At 71.0% G+C, this 15,693-nt stretch carries 14 protein-coding genes; 5 read left to right on the plus strand and 9 right to left on the minus strand.

Going from position 1 to position 15,693, the window contains the following annotated elements; all coding sequences use genetic code 11:
- The first annotated feature begins 52 nt into the window (after window positions 1–52).
- The gene (locus OG707_RS09930) at window positions 53–1,186 is read left to right on the plus strand and encodes a hypothetical protein (protein ID WP_329116562.1); all 1,134 of its coding nucleotides are present in this window, start codon (window positions 53–55) and stop codon (window positions 1,184–1,186) included.
- A 360-nt stretch (window positions 1,187–1,546) separates the two neighbouring features.
- On the opposite strand, the gene OG707_RS09935 is transcribed toward OG707_RS09930, so the two are convergent.
- From OG707_RS09935 to OG707_RS09945, 3 genes are read right to left on the minus strand one after another with little or no spacing between them, the layout of a single operon-like run.
- The gene (locus OG707_RS09935) at window positions 1,547–2,488 is read right to left on the minus strand and encodes a 3-oxoacyl-ACP reductase (protein ID WP_329116563.1); all 942 of its coding nucleotides are present in this window, start codon (window positions 2,486–2,488) and stop codon (window positions 1,547–1,549) included.
- A 31-nt stretch (window positions 2,489–2,519) separates the two neighbouring features.
- The gene (locus OG707_RS09940; protein ID WP_329116565.1) at window positions 2,520–3,596 is read right to left on the minus strand and encodes a Zn-dependent alcohol dehydrogenase; all 1,077 of its coding nucleotides are present in this window, start codon (window positions 3,594–3,596) and stop codon (window positions 2,520–2,522) included.
- Between the two features lie 46 nt (window positions 3,597–3,642).
- Window positions 3,643–4,497: a MaoC/PaaZ C-terminal domain-containing protein gene (locus tag OG707_RS09945; RefSeq protein ID WP_329116567.1), complete on the minus strand. Its 855-nt coding sequence runs from the start codon at window positions 4,495–4,497 to the stop codon at window positions 3,643–3,645.
- Between OG707_RS09945 and OG707_RS09950 the strand changes: the two genes are divergently transcribed.
- From OG707_RS09950 to OG707_RS09960, 3 genes are all read left to right on the plus strand, one after another.
- Window positions 4,496–4,618: a hypothetical protein gene (locus OG707_RS09950; protein WP_329116569.1), complete on the plus strand. Its 123-nt coding sequence runs from the start codon at window positions 4,496–4,498 to the stop codon at window positions 4,616–4,618. The genes OG707_RS09945 and OG707_RS09950 overlap by 2 nt on opposite strands.
- 222 nt (window positions 4,619–4,840) lie before the next feature.
- Window positions 4,841–6,019, plus strand: a complete 1,179-nt coding sequence (locus tag OG707_RS09955; protein WP_329116570.1) for a sensor histidine kinase — start codon at window positions 4,841–4,843, stop codon at window positions 6,017–6,019.
- Window positions 6,016–6,621, plus strand: coding sequence for a response regulator transcription factor (locus tag OG707_RS09960; RefSeq protein WP_329116573.1), 606 nt, complete (start codon window positions 6,016–6,018; stop codon window positions 6,619–6,621). Before OG707_RS09955 ends, OG707_RS09960 begins: the two co-directional genes overlap by 4 nt.
- Here the strand turns inward: OG707_RS09960 and OG707_RS09965 are convergent.
- From OG707_RS09965 to OG707_RS09975, 3 genes are all read right to left on the minus strand, one after another.
- Complete coding sequence (locus OG707_RS09965; protein WP_329116575.1) at window positions 6,618–8,045, minus strand: MFS transporter; 1,428 nt, start codon at window positions 8,043–8,045, stop codon at window positions 6,618–6,620. The genes OG707_RS09960 and OG707_RS09965 overlap by 4 nt on opposite strands.
- A gap of 72 nt (window positions 8,046–8,117) precedes the next feature.
- Entirely contained in the window at window positions 8,118–8,852 is a 735-nt protein-coding gene (locus tag OG707_RS09970) for an aspartate/glutamate racemase family protein (RefSeq protein ID WP_329116577.1), read from the minus strand.
- 5 nt (window positions 8,853–8,857) lie between these two features.
- Entirely contained in the window at window positions 8,858–10,312 is a 1,455-nt protein-coding gene (locus OG707_RS09975) for an NCS1 family nucleobase:cation symporter-1 (RefSeq protein ID WP_329116579.1), read from the minus strand.
- 137 nt (window positions 10,313–10,449) lie between these two features.
- Here OG707_RS09975 and OG707_RS09980 point away from each other — a divergent pair, with 137 nt between their 5' ends.
- Window positions 10,450–11,133, plus strand: coding sequence for a GntR family transcriptional regulator (locus OG707_RS09980; protein ID WP_443071304.1), 684 nt, complete (start codon window positions 10,450–10,452; stop codon window positions 11,131–11,133).
- 21 nt (window positions 11,134–11,154) lie between these two features.
- On the opposite strand, the gene OG707_RS09985 is transcribed toward OG707_RS09980, so the two are convergent.
- From OG707_RS09985 to OG707_RS09995, 3 genes are all read right to left on the minus strand, one after another.
- The gene (locus OG707_RS09985) at window positions 11,155–12,027 is read right to left on the minus strand and encodes a phosphotransferase family protein (RefSeq protein WP_329116583.1); all 873 of its coding nucleotides are present in this window, start codon (window positions 12,025–12,027) and stop codon (window positions 11,155–11,157) included.
- Window positions 12,028–12,145: 118 nt separating this feature from the next.
- Window positions 12,146–13,336, minus strand: coding sequence for a lipid-transfer protein (locus tag OG707_RS09990; protein WP_329116585.1), 1,191 nt, complete (start codon window positions 13,334–13,336; stop codon window positions 12,146–12,148).
- A gap of 13 nt (window positions 13,337–13,349) precedes the next feature.
- A complete protein-coding gene (locus OG707_RS09995; RefSeq protein ID WP_329116587.1) occupies window positions 13,350–15,524 on the minus strand; it encodes an acyl-CoA dehydrogenase in 2,175 nt (724 codons plus the stop codon).
- Between the last annotated feature and the right edge of the window lie 169 nt (window positions 15,525–15,693).

Consider the following 15,693-nt stretch of genomic DNA (forward strand, 5'->3'; position numbering starts at 1 on the left):
GGTTCGCCCGGCCGTACGAAAACTAGCTTCGGGGCCGGAGGTGACCGACACGATGACGGCCTTGGCCATCGAGACCGGTGAAGGAACGGGTCTCACGATCGCGGCTGACGGGTCCTACGCGGCACGGCTGGCGCGGAGGGACGCGGCGACGGAGGCATGGTGCCCGGAGCGGTGGACGCTCGACGGGCCCGAGCCGTACGTCGTCCAGCTGCCGGGCGCCCAGCCCGAGGACCCGGGCGCGGAGGTGCTGCCGCTGGCGGACGGGCGGGTGCTGATCCGGCGGTTCGTGGAGGGGCGGCACGCGTTCTCGCTGCTGTATCCGACGGGGCCCGGCACCGGTGAACTGCAGCTGGGCGCGGTGGAGTGCGAGGAGCTGACGCTGCTGGCGCCCGCGCCGGGCGGGGAGTTGGCGTACGGGCTCGCGGTCGGCGAGAAGTCGACGGCGGTCTGGCTGGTCGCGGGCGGGGCGTTCGGGCCCGAACATGTGGCGGAGGTGCCGGGGCGGTGCTCGGGCGGGGTCTGGCTGGACCGCGCCGGGCGGATGCTCGCGCTGGACCTGGAGCTGGACGGGGTGACCAAGGCGGTGGCGGTCGATCTGGAACGGGGCGGGGAGGTCTCGCCGCTGCTGCAGATCGCGGAGGACAGCAACGACCGTCTGCTGCTGGCGGATCCCGACAGCGGGCTGCTGCTCGTACGGTCGGACGCGCCTGGGGAGGACCGGCTGGGGTGGGGGGTGCTCGGGTCGGCGCGGCCGGTGCGGTTTCCGGAGTGCCTGCGGGTGGAGGACGCGGTGATGTCGCCTTTCGCCGTGCAGCCCGGGCAGGTGCTGATGCCGGAGAGCTGTGGGGTGGCGCTGCGGATCGACGGCGGGGGTGGGAGCTGGGTGGGGGTCTGGCGCCCTGCGGGGCGGCGGCTGCATCAACTCGCGGCGCCGGTCGGGTGGTTGACGGGGGCGGGGCTGTGGACGCGGGAGGGGGTGCTGAGGCTGCCGTACGCACAGGGGGATGTGGACTACGGGGTGGTGGAGGTGGAGCCGCCGGTGGACGATCTGAGCGTCATGATCACGGAACTCTCACAAGCGGAAGCCGCAGGTGAGGAACCGTCCGAGGCTGAGGAGGCTCCTGCTGTGTGCAAGCCCGTCCCGTTGCAGCAGGCGCCTCTGACGGGGCGGTTGGGGGCTGACTAGACTTTCGGCCTGCACGCATACGTAAGCGATCACACGGGGTGATTCGTCATCATGTCCGAAACCGGAACCGACACGGCCGCCGCGACCATCAACCGGGGCGGAACCGACGGCTCAGGCAAGCATCGAGGGGGCGCGGCGTCGACGGAGGCGTCGACGTCGGAGGCGCATGGCCGGCACCGGCGCGAAGGGGAGCGGAGGGTGTCGGGGGTGAGCTGAACGGGGCTGCGCCCCCTGCACCCCCAGTACGCGACCTTCGGCCGCGTGTCCTCAATCGCCGGACGGGCTGGAAATGCCCACCTGGGCAAATCAAGCCCCTCCGGCGATTGAGGAGCGGGGTCTGGGGCGGAGCCCCAGCGGGGGTCAGCCCTTCTTCAGGCCCAGGACCTCCGACGCCGCGAACGTCTCCCCGGACGGGCGCTCCTCGTAGTACGAGGACAACACGCCGTCCAGCTCCTCGTACGTGAACGCCTCCTTCGCCGTGTCGAACTTCGCCGCCACCTTCGGGCGGTCCACGATCGCCACCATCCCGCCGTGCACCACCAGCAGCTGCCCGTTCACCTTCGCCGCCGCCGGCGACGCCAAGTAGCCCACCAGCGGGGACACGTGCTCGGGGGCGAGCGCGTCCAGCTCCCCCGCACCCGGCTCCGCGAAGCCCGCGAAGACGTCCTCCGTCATACGGGTCCTGGCCCTCGGGCAGATCGCGTTCGCCGTGACCCCGTACTTCCCCAGCGCCAGCGCCGTCGACGTCGTCAGGCCCACGATGCCGCCCTTCGCCGCCGCGTAGTTCGGCTGGCCCGCCGAGCCCGCGAGGAACGCCTCCGAGGAGGTGTTGACGACCCGGCCGTAGACCGGGGCCCCCGCCGCCTTGGACCGCTCGCGCCAGTGCACCGAGGCGAAGTGGGTGGTGTTGAAGTGCCCCTTGAGGTGGACCCGGATCACCGTGTCCCACTCCGCCTCGCTCATGGAGAAGATCATCCGGTCGCGGAGGATGCCCGCGTTGTTGACCAGGATGTCGAGCTTCCCGTACGTACTGATCGCCAACTCCACCAGCGCGCGGGCCTGTTCGTGGTCCGCGACGTCGCCTAGGTGGGCGACCGCCTGTCCGCCCGCCGCCCGGATCTCCGCGGCGACCTCCTCCGCCGGAGCGGCCGAGGCCTCCCCCGAGCCGTCACGTCCTGGCTGGCCGAAGTCGTTGACGACGACCGAAGCGCCCAGGCGGGCGAGTTCGAGTGCCTCGGCGCGGCCGAGGCCCCTCCCCGCGCCCGTGACGATCGCGGACAGGCCCTCAAGTGGCAAAGACATGCGTGGAGTTCCCCTCAGGTCGGATCAGAGATCAGATCTCGATGCAGGTGCGCAGCGCCTCGCCCGTACGCATCTGCGCCAGGGCGTCGTTGATCTCGGCGAGCGACACCCGGTGGGTGATCATGGATTCGAGGTCGATGCGGCCCGCCCGCCACAGGGCGATGGCCCGCTCGTACGAACGGAGCACGTCCCCGCCGCCGTACATGGACGGCAGGATCCGCTTCTCGTCGAAGAACAGCTCGAACATGTTGAGCTGCAGGTTGTCGTCCATCGCGCCCGCGCCGACCACGACGAGCGTGCCGCCGCGCCGCGTCGTCTCGTACGCGGTGCGCGCGGTCGCGGACTTGCCGACGACCTCGAAGACGTAGTCGAAGCCCTCGCCCGCGGTGATGCGCTGCTTGGCGTCGCCGAGCGCGTCGGGGGCGACCGCCTCCGTCGCGCCGAAGCGCAGGGCGGCCTCCCGGCGCGAGGCGACCGGGTCGACGGCGACGATCTGGGCCGCGCCCTTGAGCCGCGCGCCCTGGATCGCGGAGATGCCGACGCCGCCGCAGCCGATGACGGCGACCGACGAACCGGCTTCCACCTTCGCGGTGTTGATGGCCGCGCCGAGGCCGGTCGTCACTCCGCAGCCGATGAGGGCCGCGATCTCGAACGGCACGTCGTCGGGGATCGGCACCGCGCACCCGGCGTCGACGACGACCTCCTCGGTGAAGGTGCCGGTCCCGGCGAAGCCGAAGACATCGCCGCCGGGGCGCTTGAAGTTCGGGGTGCCCGCGTTCATGAAGCCGGCCAGACAGAGCTGGGTCTGGCCGCGCTTGCAGGCCGGACAGACGCCGCAGGCGGGCAGCCAGCAGATCAGTACCCGGTCGCCCTGCTTGACGTGGGTCACGCCGTCGCCGACGTCCAGGATCTCGCCCGCGCCCTCGTGGCCGGGGATGAAGGGGGCGGGCTGCGGGAGGACGCCGCTCATCGCGGAGACGTCCGAGTGGCACAGGCCCGTCGCCCTGACCCTGATCTTCACCTTGCCGGGGCCGAAGCCCACCGCCTCGACGTCGTCGAGGACTTCGAGCTTGTCCTGGCCTATCTCGTGCAGTACTGCTGCGCGCATGGCGCGGCTCCCTTCGGGTGCGGAACAGGGCTGGTTCGAAGCTGGTTCAGGAGTGCTCGACGATCGTGTCCGCGAGGACCTGCGCCTCGTCGCGTTCGACCGCCGCGACCGTGACCTGGACGCGGCCCGGCGACTGCCACATCCGGATCCGCAGGGTCTCGCCGGGGAAGACGATCCCGGCGAAGCGCGTGCTGTACGCGGTGACGCGGGCGACGTCTCCGCCCAGGACCGTGTCCACGACGGCCTTGAGCGTCATCCCGTACGAGCACAGTCCGTGCAGGATCGGCCGGTCGAAGCCGGCGAGCTTTGCGAACTCGGGGTCGGCGTGCAGCGGGTTCCAGTCGCCGCTGAGGCGGTAGAGCAGCGCCTGGTCCTCGCGGATCGGGCGGTCCACGGTCCGGTCGGGGTCGCGGGCGGGGATTTCGGTGCGGGCGGAGGGGCCGCGTTCGCCGCCGAATCCGCCCTCGCCGCGTACGAAGATCTGCGAGTCGCTCGTCCAGAGCGGGCCCTCGTCGTCGGCGACCTCCGAGCGCAGGACGATGACGGCCGCCTTGCCCTTGTCGTAGACCGCCTGGACCTTCGAGGTGGAGACCGCGGCACCCTTCACGGGGAGCGGGCGGTGGACCTCGACGCGCTGGCCGCCGTGCAGGACGTGGGCGAGGTTGACGTCCACGCCGGGTGCGGACAGTCCGCCCGCGAGCGCCATGCCCGCGCCCGCGACGGTGGCGAAGCTGGGCAGGACGTGGAGGCGGGATTCGAGGGTGTAGCGCAGTTCGTCGGGGTCGGTGGCGGGGAGGCCCGCGCCGACGCCCAGGTGGTAGAGCTGGACGTCCTTGTGGTCCCAGCTGATCTCGCTCGATCGGGGTTCGGCGGCGACGGCCTTCGCTGCATCAATCGGCATGGACTCAAGGCTCCTTGACGTGCTCGTACGGGTGCTACGGCTGGAAGACCTCGGTGCGACCGTCCGCACCGTCGGCCGCACCGAGGTCGCATACGGATCGGCTCTCCCGCGCCCGTTCTAGAACGCGTTCTAGCCGATGGGCCCTATGTATAACGCACCCCCCGGGAGTTGTGAAGACTCCTGACACCACGTCAGATCCACTGTTTCCCGCCGCGCTCCCGCCGTGCTCCGCCATGACATTTGTCCTGCCGGTCTCCGTACAAGCGCATCTGCCGCACCGCGCGCCCTGCTCCGTACGGTGATCGCATACGGTTCCGCCGGGACCGCACCAACGGGAGAGACCATGCCGAAGCTGCCGAAGCTGACGGGGCGCAGGAAGCTCAGCAAAGAAGAACAGCATCCGGGGCCACCCAACGGCTACGCCCTCCTGCCGTGGCTGCTGCTCGGCCTGGGCTCCTTCTCCAACCTCATCAACGGCAAGACCTCGAACCCGTGGATCGGCGGCATCGGCCTCCTCGCCTTCAACTCCCTCTACATCTCCATCGCCTTCCGCGCCTTCGTCAAGGAGAAGCGGACCAGCCGCACCACGCTGTATCTGCTGGGCGCGATGGCCGGCATCACGTACGGACTCGCGATCGCCTACGGAGATGTCTGGCTGCTCTACTTCCCGCTGCTCTCGCTCGCCGTCGGCACCAGCCTGCGCGACCGGCGGCTCGGCATCACCCTGGTGGTCCTGGCCGGTTCGGCGGGGTGGCTCGCGAGCATGGAGGGGGACAGTCCGTGGGAGCCGTGGACCCTCGGATACACCACCTTCATCACGGGCGCGGTGACCGCGGCGCTCATGGCCCTCTCCGAGACCGTCGTCGAACTGCGGTCCACACGGCAGGAGTTGGCGCGTATCGCCGTGGAGAAGGAGCGGCTGCGGTTCTCCCGCGATCTGCACGACCTCCTCGGCCACACCCTCTCGGTGATCGTCGTGAAGTCCGAGGCCGCCCGCCGCCTCGCCCCGCGCGACATCGACGCCGCGCTCGCCCAGGTCGCCGACATCGAGTCCGTCGGCCGTCAGGCGCTCACCGAGATCCGCGAGGCGGTCACCGGCTACCGCGACGCCAGCCTCGCCCAGGAGCTGGAGCGGGCCGAGTCGGCGCTGCTCGCCGCGGGCATCGAGCCCGTCGTACGGCAGTCGGGTCCGCCCCTGGAACCGCAGACGGCGGCGCTGCTCGGCTGGGTCGTACGGGAGGCCGCCACCAACGCCATCCGGCACTCGAAGGCGAGCCGCTGCGAGATCACCGTCGACGGCTCCTCGGAACGCGTGCGCCTGATGATCACCGACGACGGTCGCGGCGTAGGCTCGGACGCCCCCGGCAGCGGGCTGAAGGGCCTCACCGAACGCCTGGCGGCGGCGGGCGGATCACTGACGACGGGGCCCGGGCCCCGCAAGGGATTCCGGCTGGTGGCCGTACTGCCCGTAGAACCCGCGAACACCTCAGCAGAATCAGCAGAGATGGAGCCCCGCGCATGATCCGAGTACTTCTCGCCGAGGACCAGGGCATGATGCGCGGCGCCCTGGCGCTGCTGCTCGGGCTGGAGGAGGACATCGAGGTCGTCGCGCAGGTCGACAGAGGCGACAAGATCGTCGACGCGGTGCTCACCTCCAGCCCCGACGTCGCGCTCCTCGACATCGAACTCCCCGGCCGCACCGGCCTGGACGCCGCCGCCGACCTGCGCGCCGAGGCCCCGAACTGCCGGGTGCTGATCCTCACCACCTTCGGCCGCCCCGGATATCTGCGGCGGGCGATGGAGGCGGGGGCGGCCGGATTCCTGGTCAAGGACGGCCCGGTGGAGGAGCTGGCGGAGGCGATCCGCCGGGTGCTCGCGGGCGAGACGGTCATCGACCCGGCGCTGGCGGCAGCCGCGCTCAGTGCGGGTCCGAGCCCGCTGACCGCGCGCGAGGCCGACGTACTGAACGCTTCGGTGGACGGGGCGACGGTCGCCGACATCGCGGGGACGCTGCATCTGTCGGAGTCGACCGTACGGAACTACCTGTCGTCGGCGATCGGCAAGACGGGCACCCGCAACCGCATGGAGGCGGTGCGGGCGGCCCGTCAACAGGGCTGGCTCTAGCGCTTGTTGGCCACTGTTCGCGGCATCCAGAGCATCAGCACCACGACCCCGGCGAGCAGGATGAACCCGCCCCAGCGGAACGCCAGCGCGTATCCGGCGGTCAGCGCCTCGGCGGTGGTGCTCGTGCCCGTACGGGATGCCGCGACCGTCGAGAGCACGGAGAGGCCGAGCGCGCCGCCCAGCGTCCGCGAGGTGTTGACCAGTCCGGAGACGAGGCCCGCGTCGCCCGGGTCGGCGCCCGAGGTGGCGAGCGAGGCGAGGGGGGTCATCGCGAGGCCCGCGCCCGCCATCATCACCATGCCGGGGAGCATGATCGAGGTGACGTAACCGCCGTGCGCGGTCATCGTCGACTGCCAGCCGAACCCGGCGGCCGTGATCAGCACACCGATGACGGCGACGTTCCTGGCGCCGATGACCGGCATGATGCGCGGCGCGAACTTCGAGCCCGCGACGACGCTCAACGAGCTGGGGATCAGGGCGAGTCCGGCGCCGAGCGGGGTGTAGCCGAGGACGTTCTGGGCGTACAGCGTCATGAAGAACCACATGCCGAAGCTGCCGGCGCCGCAGACGAACATCGCCGCGTTCGCGGCGGCGACCGAGCGCACCGTGAAGAGCTTCAGCGGCATCAGCGGTGTCTTCGTACGGGCCTCGACCAGCAGGAAGAGCGCGATCAGCGCGAGTCCGGCGGCCAGCGGGACGAGGGTCGCCGCAGCGCCCCAGCCCTCGGCCTCGATCTGCACGATCCCGTACGCGAGAGTCGCCGCGCCCGCCGTCACCAGTACGGCGCCGGGCAGGTCGAGCCGCCTCTTCGCCCCGGCCTTGCTCTCGGTGATCCAGCGGTAGGCCCCTGCGAAGACGAGCGCCCCGATCGGCACGTTGATCAGCAGCACCCACCGCCAGGACAGCGAGTCGGTGAGCGCCCCACCGACAAGACCGCCCGCGGCCCCGCCGCCCGCGCCGACCGCGGTCCACGTGGCGATGGCCCGCGCACGGGCCGCGCCCTCGGGGACCGCGGAGGTGAGGATGGTGAGCGTGGACGGCGCGAGGACGGCCGCCCCGAGCCCCTGCACGGCGCGGGCGGCGAGCAACTGCCAGCCCTCCTGGGCGAGTCCGCCCGCGAGCGAGGCGAGCGTGAAGAGCCCGAGCCCGACGAGGAACATCCGCTTGCGCCCGAACAGGTCGCCGGCGCGCCCGCCGAGCAGCATGAACCCGGCGAAGGCGATCGCGTAGGCGTTGACGACCCACTGAAGGCCGGTGGCGCTGAGGCCCAGGTCGGAGCGCATGGAGGGGAGTGCGACGTTGACGACGGAGACGTCGAGGACAACGAGGAACTGTCCCGCGCAGGCGGCGAGAACGACGAGCCAGGTGCGGGTCGGTGCGGGTCTGGGGGCTATGCGGAGGTCTTCCGTGCGGGTCTGCGGCATGGGGGTAATGGTCGCAGTTGGTGTGCGGCTGTTGCATCGGGATATCGGTGTACGGACGGGGGGCCGATGGGACTAGGACCTGCCGGGGGGTGCGCTCCAGGTGCGCCGCTTGGTGAGGGGCTTGGCGTACGCGCCGACGCGGCTCGTCGTCAGGCCGAGCGCGACGAGCGACTCCGCGAGCCGTACGGCGGCGGCGACCCCGTCGACCACCGGCATCCCGAGCATCGCGCCGACCGTGGCCTGCAGCCCGGTCATGCCCGCGCAGCCGAGCACCAGGACCTCGGCCCCGGCGTCCCTGGCCCGCTCCCCCGCGGCAACGAAGGCGCGCGTGGTGCGCTGCTCGTCGCCGAGGTCGAGGACGCCGAGCCCGGTGCCGACGACGGCGGCGCAGTGGGCGCCGACCCCGGCCGCGTAGAGACTGTCCTCGATCTGCCCGCACGCGCGGTCGAGGGTGGTGACCACTCCGTAGCGCCGGCCGAGGAGGCAGGCGAAGTGGGCGGCGGCCTCGGTGATGTCGACGACGGGGACGTCGAGGAGCTCGCGGGCGCCCTCGCGCCCGTGCTCGCCGAACCCGGCCATGACCACGGCGTCGTACGGCTCCTGCGCGGTCTCCGTATGGAGGCGCAGGGTGTCGAGGACGGCGGCGGCGGAGAGATAGCTGTCCAGCCAGCCCTCCGCCGACTCCGGTCCCCAGGCCGGGGTGAGTCCGGTGATCGTGGTGCCCGGGCCTGCTGCTCCCCGGGCACCTCGTACGATCTCGTCGGTCATCGACCGGGTGGTGTTGCAGTTGGTGACGACGATGCGCACGCGCCTCAGACCTCCAGGGCGGGCTCGGGGACCGGGACGGCTGCGGGTGTGGCCGTGCGCTCTGAGCGGCAGAGCGCCGCGTAGAGGACGGCGGACATCGCGGTGCCGATGAACCAGGAGTAGGGCGCGGCGTCGCTGAAGTACGGGACGAGCGCGCAGACCCCGGCGACGGCGGCGGAGGGCAGGAAGGCCCAGAGCGCCTTGGGGTTGACGCCCTTGCGGTAGTAGTACGGGGAATCCGGCGAGGCGTCGAAGAGCTGGGCGGTGTCGACGCGGCCGCGCTTCACCCAGTAGTAGTCGAGCATGATCACGCCGAAGAGCGGGCCGAGGAAGGCGCCGAGGCCGCCGAGGAAGTAGTTGACGACGTTGGGGTTGGAGTAGAGGTTCCACGGGGTGACCAGGAGCGCGGCGACCGTGCTGATGAGGCCGCCGATCTTGAAGGTGATCTTCTGCGGCCAGACGTTGGCGAGGTCGTACGCGGGTGAGACGAAGTTGGCGACGATGTTCACGCCCATGGTGGCGATCGCGAAGGTGAGCGCGCCGAGGACCAGGACCCAGGTGTTGCCGACCTTGGCGACGAGCAGGGCCGGGTCGGTGATGGCCTCGCCGAAGACCTCGATGGAGCCCGCGGTGACGATGACCGAGACGATGACGAAGGCGGTCGAGTTGATGGGCAGGCCCCAGAAGTTGCCGCGCTTGACGGTGCGCTGGTCGGGGGCGAAGCGGGAGAAGTCGCAGAAGTTGAGCATGAGGGTGCCGTACGTGGCGAGGATCAGTCCTATCGCGCCGAACCACTGACGGAACTGCTCACCGGTGGAGACCGGGTGCGGGGTGCTGGTGAGGGAGAGGGTCCAGCCGGCCTTGGAGAGCACCCAGAGCGCGAGCGCGATCATGACGAGCCAGATCGCGGGCCCGCAGAAGTCCTGGAACTTGCGGACGGCCTCCATGCCGCGCGTGATGATCAGCGCCTGCAGCACCCAGAGGGAGAGGAAGGAGACCCAGCCGAGGGCGTCGAGGCCGAGGAATGAGTGCTTGGTCCAGGACTCTAGGCCGGGGGATGCGGCGAGGAGCATCACGTTGACGGCGACGGACGCGAGGTAGGTCTGGATTCCGTACCACATGATGGCGATCACGGCGCGGATGAGGGCGGGGATGTTGGCGCCCCAGACGCCGAAGCTGATGCGGCTGACGACGGGGAAGGGGACCCCGTGGCGCTGGCCGATGCGGCCCATCATGTTCATCCCGAGGTAGATCAGGACGAAGCCGACGAGGAGTGACGTGAAGATCTGCCAGACGTTGAGACCGAGGACCAACAGCCCTGCGGCGAAGGTGTAGTTGCCGAGGTTGTGGACGTCGGACATCCACATGGCGAAGAGGTCGTAGACCTTCCACTTGCGCTCGGTGGCGGGTGCGAGGTCTTCGTTGGTGAGGCGTGGATCGGGGACGAATGCGGCGGACAAGGGAGCCTCCCTGGGGGTTTGTTTGGTATACCAAACGTTGCGACATGCTCCCGCTCCTGATGGCGGCCCGCAATGTCCGCGCGGTTACGGCTGGGTAAAACACCGTCCGCCTCGGCGAAGATGGGGAGATGACGGAGATGACCACGGCAGAACCCGTGACGGCGACCGCGCTCGGCGCCGTACGCGAACGGGTGCTCGCCGGGCTGCGCGAGGACATCATCAGCGGCCGGATGCGGCCGGGCGACCGCCTGGTCGAGCGCGAACTCGCGGAGCGGTTCGGGGTGTCACGGGTGCCGGTGCGCGAGGCGGTACGGGCACTGGTCACGGAGGGCTTCGTCACCTTCGAGACGCCGCGGCGCCTGGTGGTGCGGACGCTGACGCGGGTCGACGTCAAGGAACTCTTCGAACTGCGGGAGGCCTTGGAGGTCTACGCGGCGGGCCTGGCGGCGGAGCGCGCGACGCCCGAGGGCTTGGCCGAGCTCCGGGGTCTGCTCGACCGGGCGGCGGCTGCGACGCGGACTGCGGACGCGGAGGCGATCACGGAGATCAACACCCGCTTCCACGAGCGGATCCTGGAGATGGCGGGGAACGGCCTGCTGATGTCGGTGATGGACCCGGTGGACGGGCGACTGCGGTGGCTGACGCGCCGGAACGAGGACTGGCCGCAACTCCTGTGCGAGCACAGGGAGTTGTACGAGGCGATCGCGTCGGGGGATGCGGGTCGGGCGAGGGAGAGCTCACTGGCGCATGTCCGGACGAACTACCGCTCGACGCGGCGGCAGCTCTTCGGCGACGACGCTTCCAGCCCGTCCGGCGATTGAGGACACGCGGCCGAAGGTCGCTTACGGGCACGGGGTGGGGGAAGAACCCCCGCCACGCCACCAGTAGCGCCCGACAATGAGCTCCTCCAGCGCGCGGAGCCTGTCGGCAGCCATCTGCCCATGCGCAGAGGGGTGTTCGAGCCCAAAACGGAGGTCGGCGACCAGGTGGCTCGCCTCGCGCACCTCGCACTCCGCCCGGAGCGTCTCCGTGGAAGTCCCCGTCGCACGGGCGATGACGTCGAGCACGCTCTCCATGTGCGGGCCGCTGAACCGGGCCAGGAAGAACCAGTCGTCGGCAGGTTCGCCGAAGCGGGCCCACTCGAAGTCCAGCAGTGCCGTCACTCTCTGGTCCTGCACCAGCCAGTTGTCCCAGTGGCAGTCCGCGTGAACCGGGACGACCGCCCGTGCGTGCAGCGGCGCGCGCTCAGCGATCGCCGTCAGGCCATCGAGCAGTCGGCGTGGCACGAATCCCTCCCGGTCCAGGGCGGCGAGGTTCTCCACATCTGCGGAGAACGCCGCCCGGCCGGTGAATCCACCGTGGTCGAGCGGCTCTCTCAGCAGCTGTTCGATGTCGCTCGACGGCGTCCACTTGTGCAGCAGGTCGAGCCGCTGGACCGCCTCCTCCGCCCATGAGCGCGCGGTCGCGCGGTCCACCCCGGGCATGCCCATGCCGGGAGCCGCCCCCGGCACGCGGCCGTAGCAGGCGTACCGGACATCACGCGTCCCCAGCCGATGGCGCCCGCTCCCGAGCAGCGGGGCAGTGAGCCCGGCCGGCAGGTGGGGCGCGAGTGCGATCTCCCGGTCAAGCCGCGAGTGGTCTGCCGCATCGATGATCTTCACGACGGCGTCCGAGCCGACGTACACGTGGTGGGAGCTGCTCTCGACCGTGGCCATGGGACCGGGGTCGCGCCCCATGGCCGTAGCGGCGATTGCGCGAGTCTCAGCGTGAGCATGCCGCAGGTCGGTCATGACTTCATGATCTACGGGTGGAACACCGGAGGCGAACCCTCCGCTACCCCCGCCGCAGCAGCGTCACCACCGCCGCACCCCCCAGCCCGATGTTGTGCGCGAGCCCCACCCCGGCCCCCGGCACCTGCCGCGCCCCCGCCTCACCCCTCAACTGCCAGCTCAGCTCCGCCACTTGGGCGATCCCCGTCGCCCCCAACGGGTGCCCCTTCGAGATCAGGCCGCCCGACGGGTTCACCACCCACCGGCCCCCGTACGTCGTCGCCCCACTCTCCACGAGCTTCCCCGACTCCCCCACCGCGCACATCCCCAGCGCCTCGTACGTCAAAAGCTCATTCACCGAGAAGCAGTCGTGCAGCTCCACCACATCGACATCCCCGATGCCGAGCCCCGACCGCTCCCACACCTGGTCCGCCGCCGCCCGCGACATCGGCTGCCCCACCACGTCGATGCACGACCCGGACTCGAACGACACCCCCGTGTCCGTCGTCATCGCCTGCGCGACGATCTCGACCGCCTTCTCCCCTAGCCCGTGCTCGTCCACGAACCGCTCCGAGACGACCACCGCAGCCGCCGCACCGTCCGAGGTCGGCGAACACTGCAGCTTCGTCAGCGGCGCATGGATCGACCGCGCCGCCAGGATCTCGTCGACCTCGTACACGTCCTGGAACTGCGCGTACGGATTGTTCGCCGAGTGCCGGTGGTTCTTCGCCGCCACCGCCGCGAGCTGCGCCTCCGTCGTCCCGTACTTCTCCATGTGCTCCCGCGCCGCGTTCCCGAAGATCTGCGCGGTCGGCGGCGACATCTCGAAGCCGTGGCCGGCCGCCATGATCCCGTAGTGCCGTGCGACCGGCGACGTCTTGAAGTCGCCCCCGTCGGCCCCGCCGCCCAGCGCCCCCTTCTTCATCTTCTCGAAGCCGAGCGCGAGCACGCAGTCGCTGATCCCGCCCTCCACGAACTGCCGCGCCATCATCAACGCACTCGACCCGGTCGCGCAGTTGTTGTTGACGTTGTAGACCGGCACCCCGGTGAGCCCCAGCTCGTACACCGCCCGCTGCCCCGCCGTGGAGGCCTGGAAGCAGTACCCCACCGGGACCTGCTCCACCTCCCCGTACGCGACCCCCGCGTCCGCGAGCGCCGCCTCGCCCGCCTCCTTCGCCATGTCCCAGTACTGCCAGTCACGGCTCTCGGGCTTCTCGAACTTCGTCATCCCGACACCGACCACGTAAGCCTTCACAGCATTGATCCCTTCAGTCCCTCGGAAGGCCGAGAATCCGCTCGGCAACGACATTGAGCTGCACCTGAGTTGTGCCTCCGGCGATGGTCAGACACCGCGCCATCAGGAATCCGTGGACGGCCCGCTCCCCCGCCCCCTCGCGCACCGCACCGGCAGGACCGAGCAGCTCCAGGGCCAGCTCGGCGACCTTCTGCTGGTGCGGAGTCTGTACGAGCTTGCGCACCGAAGCCCCCGCCCCGGCCTCGAGACCCGACACCTGTTGCATGGTCGTACGCAGCCCGATGCACCCCAGCGCATGCGCCTCGGCGGCCAGCGCGCCGACCCGGACCCTGCCTGCCCCGTCCAGTTCCGCGGACTGCGCGATGAGCGCTTCGAGCCCCACGTCGAAGGTCATCTGGTCGGCCATGTGCACCCGTTCGTTCCCGAGGGTGTTCCGCGCGACCTTCCAGCCGCCCCCCACTTCCCCCACGACCGCGTCCTCGGGCAGGAGTACGTCGTCGAAGTACACCTCGTTGAAGAGGGCCTCCCCGGTGATCTCCTTCAGCGGCCGCACATCAATGCCCGGCGTCCGCTTCATGTCGACGACGAAGTACGTCAGCCCCTTGTGCTTGGGCGCGTCCGGATCGGTCCTCGCCAGCAGAATTCCGTAGTCCGCGCTCTGCGCCGAAGACGTCCACACCTTCTGCCCGTTGACCCGCCAGCCGCCGCCCTCCACCCGCTCGGCCTTCGTCCGCAGCGACGCCAGGTCGGAGCCGGCCCCCGGCTCGGAGAAGAGCTGGCACCAGTGGAGTTCGCCCCGGAGCGTCGGCGCCACGTACCGCTCCTGCTGCGCCTTCGTCCCGTACGCGAGCAGCGAGGGCACGACCCAGGTCGCGATCCCCAGGTCGGCCACCCGCACCCCGGCGGCCTTCAACTCCTCCTGCACCGCGAGCTGTTGTACGGCACCGGCGCCCAGCCCGTACGGCTTCGGCAGATACGGAGCCGCATACCCGCTCCCCGCGAGCGCCCGCCGCGCCGCCGCCGGATCCATCCCGCGCGCACCCTCGATCACGGCCCGCGCCGCGACCCGGTACCCCTCGGCCTCGCGCGGCAGTTCGAGCCGCAGCTCCCGCCGCGCCCCCTCCGCCGCCAGCCGCACGGCCCGCAGCCGCCACGCGTCGCCCGCCCCCAGGAGCTGCCGTGCGACGAGCGCCCGCCGCAGATACAGATGCGCGTCGTGCTCCCACGTGAAGCCGATCCCGCCGAGCACTTGAATGCAGTCCTTGGCGCACGAGTACGCCGCGTCCAGCGCGGTCGCCGCCGCCAGCGCGGCAGCCAGCCCGCGCGCGCCGGCCACATCCCCCACCGCCCGCGCCGCGTCCCACGCCAGCGCCCGCGCCTGCTCGACGCGCACCAGCATGTCCGCGCACAGGTGCTTGATCGCCTGGAACTGTCCGATGGGGCGCCCGAACTGCTCGCGCACCTTCGCGTACGACGCCGCGGTCTCCAGCGCCCAGGCGGCGGTCCCGCACGCATCGGCCGCGTACAGAACGGCGGCCAGATCCCGTACGAGAACCGAGTCGACGCCGCCGAGCACGCGCCCGGCCGGCACCTCCACGCCCCCCGCCGCAACCTCCGCCGTGGGCCGCGTCGGATCGGCGCTCTCGTGCGCCCGCACCGCCAGCCGGTCCGCGTCGACGGCGACCCACACCGTGCCGTGCGCCGCCTCTGCGGCCAGCACGACCACATCCGCATGAGCCCCGGAGAGCACGGGCGGCGCGATGCCGTCGAGGAGATACCCGCCCCCCTCGACGGCCACCGCGGTCAGCGACCCGGTGCCGAGCGCGACGGCCCCGATCCGTTCACCCGCGGCCAGCGCGGCGACGAGCTCCCCGCAGCCGCCCGCCCGCTCCAGGACCACGGAGGCGTGCGCGTTCGCGAGGAAGGGCCCGGGCAGTGCGGCCCGCCCCGCCTCCTCCAGTACGACGGCGAGCTCCCCGAGCCCGCCGCCCCCGCCCCCGTACCGCTCAGGGAGGTGCACTCCGAGCAGCCCCTGGTCGGCGATCGCATCCCAGTAGCCGGGCCGTCCGGCACCTCCGCCCGGAGCGTCAAGAAGCTTCCGTACCTCCTCGACCGGCACGTTGCGCGCCAGCCAGCCGCGTACGGCGTCGGCCAACTCCCCTTGTTCCTGCGTGATTCCGATGCCCATGCGCACGCAGACTAGAACACGTTCCAATCTGACGGAAGGTCAGATACATACCTGATCCCACGTGACGCGGATCACCCACGCGCCTTACCTCCCCTTTACCGAAATCCGGAATATGACCACCCCGGCCGAAGGTTGCACCATGCACACACTTACCGCCTCCGGAGGCTCC

The organism is Streptomyces sp. NBC_01465 (assembly GCF_036227325.1).
Lineage (GTDB): Bacteria > Actinomycetota > Actinomycetes > Streptomycetales > Streptomycetaceae > Streptomyces.

What these genes read in the sequence shown, in the direction of transcription:
- OG707_RS09995 (WP_329116587.1), bottom strand. Translation starts at nt 15,524, where the DNA reads ATGGGCATCGGAATCACGCAGGAACAAGGGGAGTTGGCCGACGCCGTA.
- OG707_RS09950 (WP_329116569.1), top strand. Translation starts at nt 4,496, where the DNA reads ATGGACTCAAGGCTCCTTGACGTGCTCGTACGGGTGCTACGGCTGGAA.
- OG707_RS09955 (WP_329116570.1), top strand. Translation starts at nt 4,841, where the DNA reads ATGCCGAAGCTGCCGAAGCTGACGGGGCGCAGGAAGCTCAGCAAAGAA.
- OG707_RS09945 (WP_329116567.1), bottom strand. Translation starts at nt 4,497, where the DNA reads ATGCCGATTGATGCAGCGAAGGCCGTCGCCGCCGAACCCCGATCGAGC.
- OG707_RS09960 (WP_329116573.1), top strand. Translation starts at nt 6,016, where the DNA reads ATGATCCGAGTACTTCTCGCCGAGGACCAGGGCATGATGCGCGGCGCC.
- OG707_RS09935 (WP_329116563.1), bottom strand. Translation starts at nt 2,488, where the DNA reads ATGTCTTTGCCACTTGAGGGCCTGTCCGCGATCGTCACGGGCGCGGGG.
- OG707_RS09940 (WP_329116565.1), bottom strand. Translation starts at nt 3,596, where the DNA reads ATGCGCGCAGCAGTACTGCACGAGATAGGCCAGGACAAGCTCGAAGTC.
- OG707_RS09965 (WP_329116575.1), bottom strand. Translation starts at nt 8,045, where the DNA reads ATGCCGCAGACCCGCACGGAAGACCTCCGCATAGCCCCCAGACCCGCA.
- OG707_RS09985 (WP_329116583.1), bottom strand. Translation starts at nt 12,027, where the DNA reads ATGGCCACGGTCGAGAGCAGCTCCCACCACGTGTACGTCGGCTCGGAC.
- OG707_RS09930 (WP_329116562.1), top strand. Translation starts at nt 53, where the DNA reads ATGACGGCCTTGGCCATCGAGACCGGTGAAGGAACGGGTCTCACGATC.
- OG707_RS09980 (WP_443071304.1), top strand. Translation starts at nt 10,450, where the DNA reads ATGACCACGGCAGAACCCGTGACGGCGACCGCGCTCGGCGCCGTACGC.